The following is a 13,952-nucleotide window of genomic DNA, read 5'->3' as shown; positions in this document are numbered from 1 at the left end:
ATACCCCCACCACACTTCCGATCGCAACCACTCAACGAACGATAAGTGAATAGTATTCGCGTTTCAAGCCTGTTTGTCGTACCGTACTGGGGGTGAACCTCCCAGACGCCACGGCGTTCGACCTGGCGACGAAGGACCTCGATCCGCCGCTGGCGATCGTCGACCTCGCCGCGTTCGACGCGAACGCCGACGACCTCGTGCGGCGGGCGACCCGGCCCATCCGCGTGGTGAGCAAGTCGGTGCGCTGCCGGACGCTGCTGGAGCGCGTGCTGGCGAAGCCGGGGTTCCGCGGCGTGATGTGCTACTCGCTGGCCGAGGCGTTGTGGCTGGTCGAGACCGGGACCACGGACGACGTGGTGGTCGCCTACCCGACGGTGGACCACGCCGCGCTGCGCCGCCTGGCCGCCGACGACCGGGCCCGCGCGGCCATCGCGATCATGGTGGACTCGCCCGCGCACCTGGACCTGGTCGACTCCGCGCTCGGCCTGGAGCACCCGGAGATCCGGGTCTGCCTGGAACTCGACGCGTCGTGGCGGCCGATGCGCGCGCTGCACGTCGGCACCCGGCGGTCGCCCGTGTTCACCCCGCGCCAGGCCCAGGAATTCGCCGCTTCGATCACCTCGCGGCCGGGGTTCCGGCTGGTCGGCATGATGGCTTACGAAGGGCAGATCGCCGGTTTCCCGGACGCGGCCGGCGGACGGCTCCAGTCGGCGGCGGTGCGCTGGATGCAGCGGAAGTCGGCGGCCGAGCTGCTGCGCCGCCGCGGGACCGCGGTGCGGGCGGTGCGGGAGGTCGCGGACCTGGAGTTCGTCAACGGCGGCGGGACCGGCAGCCTGGAGGTGACCGGTTCGGACGCCTCGGTCACCGAAATCGCCGCGGGCTCGGGCCTGCTGGGGCCGACGTTGTTCGATGGGTACACCCGCTTCCACCCCCGCCCGGCGGCGATCTTCGCCCTGCCGGTGGTGCGAAAGCCGACCCGCACGATCGCGACGCTTTTTTCGGGTGGTTACGTGGCTTCCGGACCGGCTGAAGCCACGCGGTTGCCTTCGCCCTATTTGCCCACGGGGTTGAAGTTGCTGGCGCTGGAAGGTGCGGGCGAGGTGCAGACCCCGGTTGCCGGGCGTGGGGCGCGCGGGTTGCACGTCGGTGATCGTGTTTGGCTGCGCCACGCGAAAGCTGGGGAACTGGCGGAGCGGTTCACGCACTACCACCTGGTTCAGGGGGATCGGGTGGAGCAGACCGTTCCCACGTATCGGGGCGAGGGGCAGAGCTTCGGCTAGTCCACTGTGGACCTACTCGCCGAGTCGGCTGGCCAGGTAGGTTTTGATCAGGTACTTCGTTTCCTCCACGACTTCGGCGTCGCCGTTGGGGTCGCGGTGGAAGGCGAGTTTGAGCAGCGAGTCCGCCGCTTCGTTGGCGATGGTGATGGCGAACCACAGGCGTTCCTGCGGCACGTCCAGGTAGTTCGACAGCAGTTCCGTCAGCGCGTCCGCGATCACGCGGTTGTTGTCCCGGCTTTCGTCCAGCAGCTGGCGGTCGACGACATCGCCGAAGTGGACCTTCGAGAAACCCGGCACGTTCCGGTGCATGTCCAGGTAGATGTCCAGGATCGAGTCCACGACATCCCACCAGTGCGAGTGCGAAACCCCGTTCAGCCGCTCGCCGATGGCGGCCATGAACTTGTCCAGGTTCCGCTGGGTGAGCGCCTGCACCACCGCCCGCTTGTCCGGGAAGAACTGGTACAGCGAACCCACCGCGACCCCGGCCCGCTTCGCGATCAGCGTGGTGGTCAGCGACTCGTACCCGATTTCGTCGATCAGCGCGGCGCCCGCGTCGAGCATCTGCTCCACCCGCTTGGCACTGCGCTGCTGCACCGGCTGCCGGCGCAGTGCGGTGGTTTCCCCGTGTGCCTTGTTCTCGGACACGTCCTGCTCCTCCCAGCCGCAACGCCCCGGCACTTGATCTTGCCGATGTCGCTCCCCGCTGGTCAGGACCCTACCGCGTACGAACCCTTCCCCCCGGTCGAGGGAACGGGTTAGGATATGAGAACTATTCACATTAGCTCGGCGCCACACCGAACGGCGAAAGCGAGTAGCTGGTGGAGAACCTGAACTTCCCGCCCGGCTTCCGCTGGGGCGTGTCCACCTCGGCCTTCCAGATCGAGGGCGCGGTCACCGAGGACGGGCGCGGACCGTCCATTTGGGACACGTTCACCGCGACGCCGGGCAAGATCGCGAACGGCGAGCACGCGCGCACCGCCGCCGACCACTACCACCGCTACCGCGAGGACGTCGCGCTGATGGCGCGGCTCGGCGTCGACGCCTACCGCTTCTCCTTCGCCTGGCCCCGGATCCAGCCCACCGGCAAGGGCGCCCCCGAACCCCGCGGCATCGGCTTCTACGACCGCCTGCTCGACGAGATCTGCGCGGCGGGCATCGACCCGGTCGCCACCCTCTACCACTGGGACACCCCGCAGGCGCTCGAAGACGCCGGCGGCTGGCTCGCCCGCGACACCGCCGAGCGCTTCGGCGAGTACGCCGAAATCCTCGGCACGCACTTCGCCGATCGGGTGAAGATGTGGATCCCGCTCAACGAGCCGATGGTCATGTCGATCTTCGGCTACGCCATCGGGGAGTACGCGCCCGGCCAGACCCTGCTGCTCGGCGCGATTCCCACCGCGCACCACCAGCACCTCGCGCACGGCCTCGCGGTCAGGGCGTTGCGCGCGGCGGGCGCGAAGTCCGTCGGCACGGCGAACAACCACTCGCCGATCTGGCCCGCCACCGACTCCGCCGCCGACGTCGAAGGCGCGCGGCGGCTCGACGCGCTGCTCAACCGGCTCTACGCCGATCCGGTGCTGCTCGGCAGCTATCCGGAAGAGTTCCACGAGCACCTCCCCGCCGGCTTCGCCGACGACCTGCCGGTCATCGCGCAGCCACTCGACTTCTACGGCGTCAACTACTACGAACCGCAGGGCGCCGCCGGGCCGGGCGAGGGCAATCCGCTGCCGTTCGAACTCCGGCCGGTCGAGGGGTATCCGCTCACCACCAACGATTCCCCGATCGTGCCGGACGCCTTCCGCGAACTCCTGCTCCAGCTCAAGGAGCGCTACGGCGACCGGCTCCCGCCGATCCACATCACCGAGAACGGCTGCAGCTTCGCCGACGAGGTCACGCCGGACGGCCGCGTCACCGATGTCGCCCGCATCGACTTCCTGCGCGAGCACCTGCGGGCCGTCCGCACCGCGATGGACGCCGGGGTCGACGTCCGCGGGTACTTCGTCTGGTCCCTGCTCGACAACTTCGAGTGGTCCAAGGGCTACGCGCCCCGGTTCGGCCTGGTCCACGTCGACTACGAGACGCAGGTCCGCACCCCGAAGGACTCGTACTTCTGGTTCCGCGAACTGATCGCGGCCGATGACCACCGCTAGGCCGGAGGCGCTCGCCGAACCGACCACCCGGGTCCGCCCCGGCTGGACCGCCCTGCTGTTCTTCGCGAACTTCGGGCTGTGGCTGGGTTTCTACGCACCCATCCAGGTGCTGCTGCCGCGTCAGGCGGAACTGCTCGACGCGGCGAACAAGGAACTCGTCTTCGGCATCGTGACCGGTGTCGGCGCGCTCGTCTCGCTGGTCGCCAATCCGGCCATCGGGCTGCTGTCGGACCGCACCACCTCGCGCTTCGGCCGTCGCCACCCGTGGACCGTGGCGGGCGCGCTGCTCGGCACGGCCGGGCTCGTCCTGCTGGCCGTCGCGCCGAACGTGGTGCTGATGACCCTCGGCTGGTGCCTGGTCCAGGCCGGGCTGAACGGCATGCTCGCCATGCTGACCTCCGCACTGCCCGACCGCGTGCCGGTCGGCCAGCGCGCGCAGATCGGCGGCTTCATCGGGATCAGCCAGATGTTCGGCACGGTGCTCGGCGCGGTGCTGGTCACCGTGCTCGTCACCAGCCTGCCCGGCGGTTACCTCGCCTGCGCGCTCGTGGTGCTCGCCGGTGCGGCGGCGTTCGTGCTGCGGACCCCGGACACCGTGCTGCCCGCCGCCTGGCGCCCGGCGGGTTCGCTGCGGGAGTTGCCGCGCCGGATGTGGATCTCGCCGCGTCGGCACCCGGATTTCGCGCGGGCGTGGAGCTGCCACTTCCTGATCGGGCTCGGCAACGCGCTCGGCACGCTCTACCTGCTGTTCTTCCTCAAGGACGCGGTCGGCCACCCGGATCCGGACACCGGACTGCTGGTGTTGATGGGCCTGTACGGCGTCGCGCTGATCGTCGGCGCGCTGGGCGCGGGCGTGCTGTCGGACCGGTCCGGCCGCCGCAAGCCGTACGTGGTCGGGGCGTCGTCCGCGATGGCGCTGGCCGCGCTGCTGCTCGCCTTCTCGCCGACCTGGGGCGCCGCACTGGCCGCGGCCCCGCTGCTCGGCGTCGGCTTCGGCACCTACTGGGCGGTGGCGATGGCGATCCTGACCCAGGTGCTGCCCGCCGCGCAGGACCGGGCGAAGGACCTCGGCGTGGTGAACATCGCGAACGCGCTGCCGCAGGTGGTCGCGCCGCTGCTGGCGACGGCGATCTTGGCCGGCCTCGGCGGTTATCCGGGCCTGTTCACCGCGTCCGCGGTGGCCACGCTGCTCGCCGGGGCCGGGGTGACCCGCATCCGATCAGTGCGCTGATCAGAGTTCCGGGAAGTGGGACCGCGGACCGGTGCCGGTCGGGGGAGGGGGAGTGCAACGGCACCGGTCCGCGGGGTTCTCGGGGCCCGCGTCAGGGCGGGATGACCACGGGTTGCGTTGTGCAATTTTGCGCCCGTGGGCTTGAGCTTCACGTTAGCGTTCGATTACTGCTCTGGCTAGCGGATTCTCACTAATTTTGCGATTAATCGCAGAAGCACCGATGGGGATCGGGGAGTTGGGGGGCGGTCGACTCATCTCGCTCGGGGGTACGGATGAGCCGACCGCCGGTCGGGGGCGCCCGCGGGGGATCGGGCGCACCGGTGGGGAAACCTCAGGTGGTGGCGACCGCCTGCCTCGGCGAGGTCACCAGTGCGTGGCGACCGGGGGTGCGGGCCGGGGCGGGCACCGCGCGGTTCTGGGCAGGCACCGAGCGGCGGCCCTTCACGTCGGGCTGGGTGGCCAGGCCGCCGGCCACCAGGTGCTCGTGGGCCACCTGCCACACCGAGCACGGCGCCTTGCAGCGGTGCCAGCGGGTCGAGCAGGTGGGGCAGTCACCGCGCTCGTCGGGTTCGTGCGCCCGGAGCATCGCGCGCCAGCCTTCGGTCAGCCGGGGCAGCTCGGAACGGGCCACCGAGACCAGTGACTGCGCGTCCGCGCGGTTGGCGAGATCGGAGAGCATGTCGAGGCGCTCCCACACGGCATTGCGGAGTACCTGTCCGAGGATCTGGTCCACCTGGAACTCACCGTTACCTTTCCGCCAGTTTGGCGGCTTCGTTGAGCGCGGTCCGGAGCTGGCCGAGCTGGCTGCCGGTCATCCGCGCGGTTTCCCCGGGCGGGCCGACGAGCACGACCTGGCTGTCGTCCACGAACACCGTGACGCAGCGCTCGCGGTTGATCAGGTCACCGCACTGCACGCGCCAGACCGTCTGGCCACCCTCGTGCCGGCGGAGGTTCGCCGAGCGCGGGTCGACCGCCTGGGGCACGGCGCGCGGGACGGAGGCACGCACAGGGGACACGGTGGCCGTACGACCTGTGGGGATCGAGTCCAGGAACTCCACCGGCTACTCCGCTCTGCTCGTCGCTCGCAATTCCGGGTCTTCTCGGGCCTTCGTAGCTCTCCGTGAGGGGCGGCCGCTGGCGGTCGCTGTCCGTGATCACCGGGGGTGCCGGAGTGCTCACGGAGAACTGCGATCTACATTGCGGTGAAAGCGAGGCGGAAAGAAGGCTGGATCGCCGTCATAGCGGCGACCGGCCAGAGTTCCACGATAAGCGGTCGGCGGAGTTCGGCCGGGCCGATCAGACTCAACAATCGGCGTTTCGCACGGTTGAATAGGTGTGCCTACGCTGTGGACAGACGCCCGACGGACTGTGAGGGGGCGCGAATGGACGCCATGAACAGCACTGAGTCCCAGCCGGGACAAGCTGGTCATCCCATCCCGCCGACTGCCTGGGAGCAGCCGGAGATGCGAGAGGCGCTCGCCGCTCGTGAGATCAGCTCGGTGTACCGCCAGTTGCGCAAGCACGGGGTATCGCAGCGCCAGATCGCCGCGATGACCGGCCAGTCGCAGTCCGAGGTGTCGGAGATCCTCAAGGGTCGGCAGGTGATGGCCTACGACGTCCTGGTGCGGATCGCCGACGGCCTGGGTGTCGCCAGGGGATACATGGGCCTCGCCTACGACGAGGCCACGGCGATACAGGTCGTCGGCAACGCCGACGGCCAGCAGGCTGAGGAGGACGAGTCCGTGAAACGGCGGAAGTTCCTCGCGCACGCCGCGCAGGTCACCATGGGTGCAGCGGTCTTCGGACCGGCGTCCGAGGCTTGGGCGACGCGTCCCGCGAGGACACCGGCGCCCGGCCGGATCGGGATGACCGACGTCCGGCAGATGGAGGCAGCCACCCGCGCACTGCGTGCGCTGGACTACCAGTACGGCGGCGGTTTCTGCCGCGACGCGGTGGTCGCGCAGCTGTCCTGGGGACAGCAGATGCTCGAGTCGAGCGGGGCCGAACTGGTCAAGTCGCGGCTCTACGTGGCGCTGGCCGACCTGCACAGCCTGGCCGGCTGGACCTCGTTCGACACCGGCCTGGTCGATTCGGCGCGCGGGCACTTCGCGAACGCGCTGGACCTGGCCAAGCAGGGTGACAACAACCCGCTGGTGGCCAACGTGCTCTACCGGATGGGCCGGGTCTACCTGCACCAGGACGCGCCGAACGACGCGCTCAAGCTGTTCCAGCTGGGCCAGATCGCGGCCCAGGAATCGGGCTCCGAGCTGGCGATCTCGGTGCTCTGCGCGAACCAGGCCTGGGCCTACGCGATGATGGGCAACGAGGAGCAGGCGGTCAAGCTGCTCGGCCGGACCAAGGACGAGTTCGCCCGCGCGGACATCGCCAGCGCCGAGTCGTGGGTGCAGTTCTTCAACGAGACCGACGTCTACGCGATGATCGGCACGGTGCACACCGCGCTGGCCATCGAGGGCAAGGTCGAGCACACCAAGTACGCGATCCCGGCACTGACCAGGGCGGTCGAGGCCTACGGCGACGACATGGCCCGCAGCCGGGTGTTCAACCTGAGCGCGCTGGCCACCAACCACCTGCTCGAAGGCGACCTGGACCAGGGCGCGAAGGTGGGCGGCAAGGCGCTGGACGCGGCCGAGGGGCTCAAGTCCGCGCGCATCAAGGACCGGATGATGCCGCTGAAGGTCGAGGCCGAGCGGCGCCGGAACAACGCCGACGCGCGCGACCTCGCCGACCGGATCAACGCGTTCTACGCCGCTTGAGCGAGGCGGGCAGGACCGGTGGCGACGACCCTGGAGACCGTCGTGGACGGCCGGTTCACCAGGGAGAAGCTGGACGGGGCGCTCGCTGAGGCGTGCGCCCTGCTCGGCGTGGGAGCGCGCGGCGCGCGGCTGCTCCGGTTCACCAACAACGCGGTCTACTCGCTGGCGGACGCGCCCGTGGTGGTGCGGATCGTCGGGTCGCGGACGCTGCGGCACCGCGCCTACAAGGTGGTCACCGTGGCCCGGCACTTCGCCCGGCACGGGGTACCGGCGATCCGCCTGTTCGGTGACCTGCCCCAGCCCATCGAGCTGGGCGAACACCTGGTGACGGTGTGGGAGCGGGTGCCCGGCGAGGCCGGGCACGGCACCGCCGCGGACCTGGCCTCACTGCTGCGCGAGGTGCACCGGCTCGAAGCCCCCGACGGCGTCGGCGAGTGGGCGCCGCTGGACGATGTCCGCGCCCGCGTGGCCGACGCCGAGGAGCTGGCGCCCGGTGACCGGCGGTTCCTGCTGGACCGGTGCGCCGAGGTGGAAGCCCAGCTGGCCGACGTCGAGTTCGCCCTGCCGAAGGCGCTGGTGCACGGGGACGCGCACCCCGGCAACGTGATCGCCGGGCCGGACGGGCCGGTGCTGTGCGACTTCGACTCCTCCTGCGTCGGCCCGCCCGAATGGGACCTGATCCCGCTGGCCGTCGGCCGCGAGCGGTTCGGCGACCCCGCCGGGCGCTACCGCGAGCTGGTCGAGGGCTACGGCTTCGACGTGACCCGCTGGTCCGGCTTCCCGGCGCTGCGGGCGGCCCGCGAGCTGAAGCTGACCACCAGCGTGCTCCCGATCCTGCGCAGCCACCCGTACGTCCGGGGGCAGCTGCGGATGCGGCTGGCCGACCTGCGGGCCGGGCGCACCGGTACCCGATGGAGTCGGTACCGCTGAACGGCGGTAAAAATCGTGGACATTCAGCGACGGTGAATGACCGTTCGTCGTTTCTGTTCCCGAGTCGTGCTGCGCCCAGTGAATTCGGCCCGACTGATCACCCCACTTAGATGATTCGTTACTCAGAATGAACGGCGGCCGATTACACACGGCCACCGCGAACCCGATCGAAGATCATCTGGCCTGCTCAGGCGAGTGAGCGGAGCTCTTCCGCGAGCGGTTTCGCCTCGGGACGGTTGAGCTCTGTGTAAATGGGCAACGCCGCTTCGTAACGCGACTTCGCCTCCGCGATATCGCCGGCGAGCTTCGCCACATCGCCGAGGGCGTGGATCGCGCGGGCCTGTTCGAAGGCGGAACCGGCCGATTCCATCGTCGCGAGGGCGGCCTCGACCTGGGCGCGTGCTTCGTCGAACCGTTCGTCGCAGGCGAGCGCGCGGCCGAGGTCGATCTGGGCGCGGGCCCGGTTGTACTCGTCGCCCTGGGCGTCGAGCAGGGACTTGGCCTGCTCCAGCCGGTCCACCGCCTCGGTCGCCCGCCCGGCCTTGACCAGCGTCACGCCGAGGTTGACCAGCGCGAGGTTCACGTCGTGCGCGCGTTCGAGGCGGCGGGCGTAGGTCAGGTTCTCCTCGAAGTGGGCCAATGCGTCGTCGACCCGGTCCCGCGCCAGCGCGACCAGGCCCAGCCCCTCCATCGACCGGACCGCGATGGCCTGGTCACCGCCGTCGGCCAGGGCTTCCTTCGCCGCGGTGTAGTACTCGACGGCCTCGTCGAACCGCCCGGCCCCCCGGCAGGCGGCCCCCGCGCGGTTCAGCATCAGCGCCTTCGCCGAGACGTTCCCCCACTGCTCGGCGCACGTCACGCCGAGCTGGCTGATGGTGAGGAAGTCGCGGTAGTGCTTGCGCAGCAGGAACAGCGGCCACATGGCGGCGGCGAGCTGCCAGGCCAGCTCCGGCAGCTCCTGCCGCGCGGCGGTCTGGATGGCGGCGATCAGGTTCGGCCGCTCGCGTTCGAGCCAGGGCAGCGCGTCGTCGTTGCCGGGCAGCGACTCGGGGTCCGGCCCGCGGTCGCCGAACTCGTACGGGATGCGGTCCTGGTCGGGCACGGTCAACGTGTCCTCGGTGCGCCGGGCAGCCCGCAGGTACCACTCCAGGATGCGGCGTTGCGCCGCGTCGGCCTCACCGGCCTCGGCGGCCTTCTCCTCGGCGTGGATCCGCACCAGGTCGTGGAAGCTGAACCGGTCCTGCCGCACGTCGAGCAGGCCGGACTGGACGAGTTCACCGAGCAGCACCTCGGTGTCGTCCATCGACCGCTCGGCGGCGCCGGTCGCCGCGCCCAGGCCGAACTCGGGGCCCGGGTGCAGGCCGAGCGCGCGGTAGAGCCGGGCCGCGTCTGGGGACAGGTCCTGGTACGAGAGGTCGAAGGTGCTGGTCACCGAGAGGTTCTCCTTGTGGTCCGCCAATGCCGCCAACCGCAATCGTTCCAGTTGGGCGGCGGCGCGCGCAGCGGACAGGTGCGGCTGGTTCGCCAGCTTGACGCCCAGCACGTGCAGGGCGATCGGCAGTCCGTCGCAGAACTTGACCATGTCGGTGAGGTGGACCGAGGGCTCGCCGGTGCGCTCGTCGTCGACGATCGCGGAGAGCAGCTGGACGCCGTGACCGTGCTCGAACTTGGTCAGGTCGAGGCGTCGCGCGCCATGGCTGGCGCGCAGCCCGCCGAGGCGGAAACGGCTGGTCACCACCACGATGCTGCCGGGCGCGGTGGGGATGAGCGGGGCCACCTGCTCGGAGGAGACCGCGTCGTCGAGCACCACCAGCAGCGGGCGGCCCGCGGTCTCGGAGCGGTAGAGCGCCTTGAGCTCGTCGAGCCCGGCGGGCTGCTTCTTGCCGTCGATGCCGAAGGCCACCAGGAAGCGCTTCAGCAGTTCACCCGTATCGGTGGGGCCGGTGGCGTTGAACGCGCCGAGATCGGCGTAGAGCTGACCGCGGGGGAAGCGGGCGCGGACCCGGTGCACCCACTGGCGCGCCAGCGCCGACTTGCCGATGCCGCCGAGCCCGCAGATCACCTGGACCACCGGCCGGTCGCGCGGGGCGTCGAGCAACGCGTCGAGCGCGGCCAGCTGATCGGTGCGGTTGGTGAAGTGGGCAGGCGGCTGCTCCAGCTCCCGCGGCACTGCCGGTTCCGCCTCGGGCGAACGCCGGGGCGCCGGTGCGGTGGTCATCGAACCCTGGCCGGTAGTCACACCTGCTCCTCCGCTGTGCACACGCGTGCTGACGGAGAGCGTGGCGGGCGGGTTCCGCCCACGGCAAGGCAGTCGCCGAGATGCGACCTTTCGGCCCAGCCCGGCTGGGCCGATCAGGCCACCGGCGCGCGGGTGAGCACCACGGCGAAGCCGAACGCCAGCCCCATCACGGTCAGTTCGAGCGTCGCCCAGAGGGCCAGTGCGGTGCGCTCGTGGCGGACGATCTTCGGCATCAGGCGCCAGCGGACGTGCGCGCCGAACAGCGCGATCACCCCGGTGCACACCAGTTTCAACAGCACGAGCTGGCCGTACGGGGTGGTGAACAGGCCGGTGAACAGGTCCATCGTCGGGTTCAGGTTGATCTCGACGATCCCGTTGAACAGCCCGGTCGCCGCGGACAGGAGCAGGCAGAGCGTGGCCAGCTTGGAAAACCGCGGCAGGGCGTGCGCCAGCAGCGTCCGGTTCCCGACCAGCAGCACCGCCATCGCGCCGAGCCCGCCGGTCCAGGCGACGGCGCTCATCACGTGCAGCTCCATCGAGATCATCGTGTAGTCGTGGTAGTCCCAGTTCGACGCGTGCCCGGTGACCGGCAGCGGCAGCAGCGCGAACAGGCCCAGCCCGACCCGCACCTCGGCGGGCACCTTCTCCCCGTGCCGCAGCGCGAGCACACCGAGCCCGGCGTGCAGCAGTGCCAGCACGCCGACCACGAGCAGCGCCTTGCCGGCACCGATCTGCACGATGTAGTCCCACACGTCGCCCGCGCCGATGGTCTCGTTCTGCGGGCGGAACTCCGCGGTCTGCAACACCAGCGCGACGAACGCGGTGACCGACCAGATCAACGCGCTGGCCACCGCGGCGGGCCGCGCCACGCGCAGGACCGGTTCGGTCAGCTTCGGCCGGTCGTACCCGACCAGCACGGACAACAGCGACAGCCCGATCGTGGCGACGGCCGCGATGTCCAGCAGCACCCGCACGATCGGGATGGCCACCGAGACCACCTCGCTCACCTCGGTCACGCCGGGGATCGGCGCGGTCGCCGACAGCGCGACGCCGATCAGCGCGCCGACCAGTGCGGCGGCGACCACGCAGAACAGCGTGGCGTAACGGATTCGCGAGGTGGTCTCGGCCTGTGTCATGACTTCGTCGGTTCCTTACCCGCTCGCAGCGCGAACACCAGGCCCAGCGCGAGCAGCACCACCGCGCCGGCGATCCACACCCACAGCGGCACCCCGCCGGAGTCGCCGTCCGCCGCGCCGCCGCCGGTCCCGCCGGAGCGGGCCGCGTCGGCCGCCGCCGGGGTGCCGGTGCCCGCCTTGGCCAGGGTGAACTTGATCTCGTCGCTCACCGCGTGCCCGTCCGCGGACAGGATGCGGAAGCCGAGCGTGTACTCGCCGGCCGGGCCGAGCGGGCGCAGCGGTGCGGTCACCACGTTGCCCTTGACCTCGACCGCGCCCTCGGCCCACTGCGAGCCGTCGGGTCCGGTGACCGCGACCTGGTTCACGTCGGCCGACTGCACGTACTGGTCGAAGGTCAGCGTCACGCGCTGAGGACCTTCCTGCAGCGACGCGCCCTTGGCCGGGTCGGAGGAGACGAGCACGTTGTGCGCCAGCGCCGGGGACGCCAGGCCGAGCAGTGCCGTCGCGGTCAGCACCGCGACCAGTAGCCGCCTCATGCGTCCGCCTTCGGGGCCGAACCGCGACGGGCGCGGATGGTCGCGCCCGCACCGACGCCGAGGCCCAGCGCGCCGACGGCGAGGCCGACCCCGCCGAGCCAGCGCGCGGTGTTGTCGGTGCCCGCGGCGGCCGAGGCCTCGTTGTGCCCGGAGGCCTGCTCACCGGAGTCGGCCGCCCCGGCACCGTGGCCGTGGTCACCACCGCTGCTCGCGGCGGCCAGCTTGATCGTCGGCGCCGGGTGCTCCGGTTCCGCACCGCCTTCGGGGGGCGGCGGGGCGTCCCACGCCACCACCTTGCCGCTCTCGTAGGTCTGCGTGGCCGGCAGCACCAGAGTGTCCACAGTGGACGGCAGGGTGGAGGCGTTGAACTCGAACTCCTGGTACTCCCCGGATCCGGCGGCGATCTTGGCGTCGCCCTGCGCGGTCCAGGTGATCTTGCTGACCACCTCGGCCACGTCGGCGCCCTTGCCGTTCTTCACCGGGGTCGGCAGCGTGGCCTTGGTGATCTCGGCGGACCAGCCGGGCACCGGCTTGGTGCGGGCCGAGGTGATCCCGTACTCGGCCGGGAAGGCGACCTCGACCTTGGTGGTGCCGGCGTCCGCCTCCTCGTTGGGCACGCGCAGCACGATGAGCCCGCGCCCGCCCTTCTGCGGCTCCTGCCCGTAGTAGTCCGCGGTGACGTGGGCCGAGGCGAGCCCGGCACCCATCAGGCCGGTGAGCCCGGCCACGCCCGCGAGCACCGCGGCACGCTGCACAAAACGCTTTGTCGACATGAAAGTGTTCGCTCCTGAATAGAAGTGGTGATGAGGAAAAGGGGTTCAGGCAGCGAGGGGCGGGCCGCGCCGGCCGAGCACCGTGCGCAGGAACACCGGGATCGCCCCGGCGGAGAGTTCGGGGTGGACGGTCACCGGGCGGACGGGTCCATCGTGGACCGGGGCCGGCGACCAGACCACCGGCAGCAGCAACCGCAGGCTCGCCACCGCCACCCGCAGCAGCGCTTCGGCGCGGGCCAGCAGCACCGCCGTGCCGAGCACGGCGAGCGAGTGCGCCGCGGTCATCGGCACCGTGCCGCTGATCACGCCGGTGCCGCCGTGCGTCTGCGCGTGCCCGCCCAGTTCGGTGAGGGCGAAGTGCATCACCACCTGCGCCGAGCCGAGCACGGTGAGGATGCCGGGCAGGCCGCTGGTCCGCTCGGCCAGCGCGGTCGCCAGCCACCCGATCAGGGCGGTCAGCAGCAGGGTGAAGGTGGGGCTCGGGATCTCGCCGTCGGCCAGCACGTGAGCGGTGGTCGCCAGTGCCGCGGAAGCCGCCGCGAGCAACAACCCGCGTACAACGCGTAACGCGCTGTGTTCAGGGCGGGGTCGGCTCACCAGACCAGCGTATGGGACCGCCCCACGGTCGGCGAAGCCCATCCCGACTCTTGAACGCAGTGTATCGGCGGGGTGCGCGGAAGAAGGAGAATTTCATGGTTATCGCAGGTGAAACCGGCTGCGGCGATAAATCGGGTTCCGATTGTCACGCCCCTGTGCTTGCCGATTCGGGGGTGATCCGCAAATGTAGTCGCACCCAATGGCGGCTTGACCCGGTCAGCGATTCGGGGCACGCCGCGTACGGGGTACGGGTTAGGGTGCTGCACCAAACGGGTTACTTCCGGCCGGAGGGAGGTCGCGCCGATT

General features: G+C 70.7%; 13 protein-coding genes. 5 read left to right on the top strand and 8 right to left on the bottom strand.

All coding sequences use genetic code 11. The annotated features are described in order from the left end of the window. Nucleotides 1–92: 92 nt before the first annotated feature. Nucleotides 93–1,280 carry an amino acid deaminase/aldolase gene (locus tag JYK18_RS11470; RefSeq protein WP_206802075.1) on the top strand — a complete coding sequence of 396 codons (1,188 nt, stop codon included), beginning with the start codon at nt 93–95 and terminating at the stop codon, nt 1,278–1,280. 12 nt (nt 1,281–1,292) lie between these two features. On the opposite strand, the gene JYK18_RS11465 is transcribed toward JYK18_RS11470, so the two are convergent. Further along, nucleotides 1,293–1,925 carry a TetR family transcriptional regulator gene (locus tag JYK18_RS11465; RefSeq protein WP_307795868.1) on the bottom strand — a complete coding sequence of 211 codons (633 nt, stop codon included), beginning with the start codon at nt 1,923–1,925 and terminating at the stop codon, nt 1,293–1,295. Nucleotides 1,926–2,098: 173 nt separating this feature from the next. Here JYK18_RS11465 and JYK18_RS11460 point away from each other — a divergent pair, with 173 nt between their 5' ends. Further along, nucleotides 2,099–3,430 carry a GH1 family beta-glucosidase gene (locus tag JYK18_RS11460; protein ID WP_206802074.1) on the top strand — a complete coding sequence of 444 codons (1,332 nt, stop codon included), beginning with the start codon at nt 2,099–2,101 and terminating at the stop codon, nt 3,428–3,430. Continuing rightward, entirely contained in the window at nt 3,417–4,661 is a 1,245-nt protein-coding gene (locus JYK18_RS11455; protein ID WP_206802073.1) for an MFS transporter, read from the top strand. The genes JYK18_RS11460 and JYK18_RS11455 overlap by 14 nt, the downstream gene beginning before the upstream one ends. A 331-nt stretch (nt 4,662–4,992) precedes the next feature. Here the strand turns inward: JYK18_RS11455 and JYK18_RS11450 are convergent, their stop codons facing one another. Next, nucleotides 4,993–5,394, bottom strand: a complete 402-nt coding sequence (locus tag JYK18_RS11450) for a hypothetical protein (protein WP_206802072.1) — start codon at nt 5,392–5,394, stop codon at nt 4,993–4,995. Nucleotides 5,395–5,407: 13 nt separating this feature from the next. Continuing rightward, on the bottom strand, nt 5,408–5,719 hold the full coding sequence (locus tag JYK18_RS11445; RefSeq protein ID WP_206802071.1) for a hypothetical protein: 312 nt from the start codon (nt 5,717–5,719) through the stop codon (nt 5,408–5,410). 405 nt (nt 5,720–6,124) lie between these two features. Here JYK18_RS11445 and JYK18_RS11440 point away from each other — a divergent pair, with 405 nt between their 5' ends. Both JYK18_RS11440 and JYK18_RS11435 read left to right on the top strand, forming a co-directional pair. After that, complete coding sequence (locus JYK18_RS11440; protein WP_242579061.1) at nt 6,125–7,435, top strand: helix-turn-helix transcriptional regulator; 1,311 nt, start codon at nt 6,125–6,127, stop codon at nt 7,433–7,435. A 42-nt stretch (nt 7,436–7,477) separates the two neighbouring features. Then, nucleotides 7,478–8,365 carry a phosphotransferase enzyme family protein gene (locus JYK18_RS11435; RefSeq protein ID WP_206804164.1) on the top strand — a complete coding sequence of 296 codons (888 nt, stop codon included), beginning with the start codon at nt 7,478–7,480 and terminating at the stop codon, nt 8,363–8,365. A gap of 187 nt (nt 8,366–8,552) precedes the next feature. Here JYK18_RS11435 and JYK18_RS11430 read toward each other — a convergent pair whose 3' ends face one another. From JYK18_RS11430 to JYK18_RS11410, 5 genes are all read right to left on the bottom strand, one after another. Next, nucleotides 8,553–10,604 (bottom strand): tetratricopeptide repeat protein, encoded by a 2,052-nt coding sequence (locus JYK18_RS11430; protein ID WP_307795866.1) that lies wholly within the window; start codon nt 10,602–10,604, stop codon nt 8,553–8,555. 113 nt (nt 10,605–10,717) lie between these two features. Further along, nucleotides 10,718–11,740, bottom strand: a complete 1,023-nt coding sequence (locus tag JYK18_RS11425; protein ID WP_206802069.1) for a copper resistance D family protein — start codon at nt 11,738–11,740, stop codon at nt 10,718–10,720. Further along, the gene (locus tag JYK18_RS11420) at nt 11,737–12,276 is read right to left on the bottom strand and encodes a copper resistance CopC family protein (protein WP_206802068.1); all 540 of its coding nucleotides are present in this window, start codon (nt 12,274–12,276) and stop codon (nt 11,737–11,739) included. The genes JYK18_RS11425 and JYK18_RS11420 overlap by 4 nt, the downstream gene beginning before the upstream one ends. Further along, on the bottom strand, nt 12,273–13,049 hold the full coding sequence (locus JYK18_RS11415; RefSeq protein WP_206802067.1) for a YcnI family protein: 777 nt from the start codon (nt 13,047–13,049) through the stop codon (nt 12,273–12,275). The genes JYK18_RS11420 and JYK18_RS11415 overlap by 4 nt, the downstream gene beginning before the upstream one ends. Before the next feature lie 45 nt (nt 13,050–13,094). Then, on the bottom strand, nt 13,095–13,646 hold the full coding sequence (locus tag JYK18_RS11410) for a hypothetical protein (protein WP_307795865.1): 552 nt from the start codon (nt 13,644–13,646) through the stop codon (nt 13,095–13,097). Nucleotides 13,647–13,952 lie beyond the last annotated feature (306 nt).

Origin of the sequence: Amycolatopsis sp. 195334CR (genome assembly GCF_017309385.1) — a bacterium.
GTDB lineage: Bacteria > Actinomycetota > Actinomycetes > Mycobacteriales > Pseudonocardiaceae > Amycolatopsis.
The sequence above is the reverse complement of the archived record's forward strand: the minus strand, read 5'-3'. Positions and strand labels throughout refer to the sequence as shown.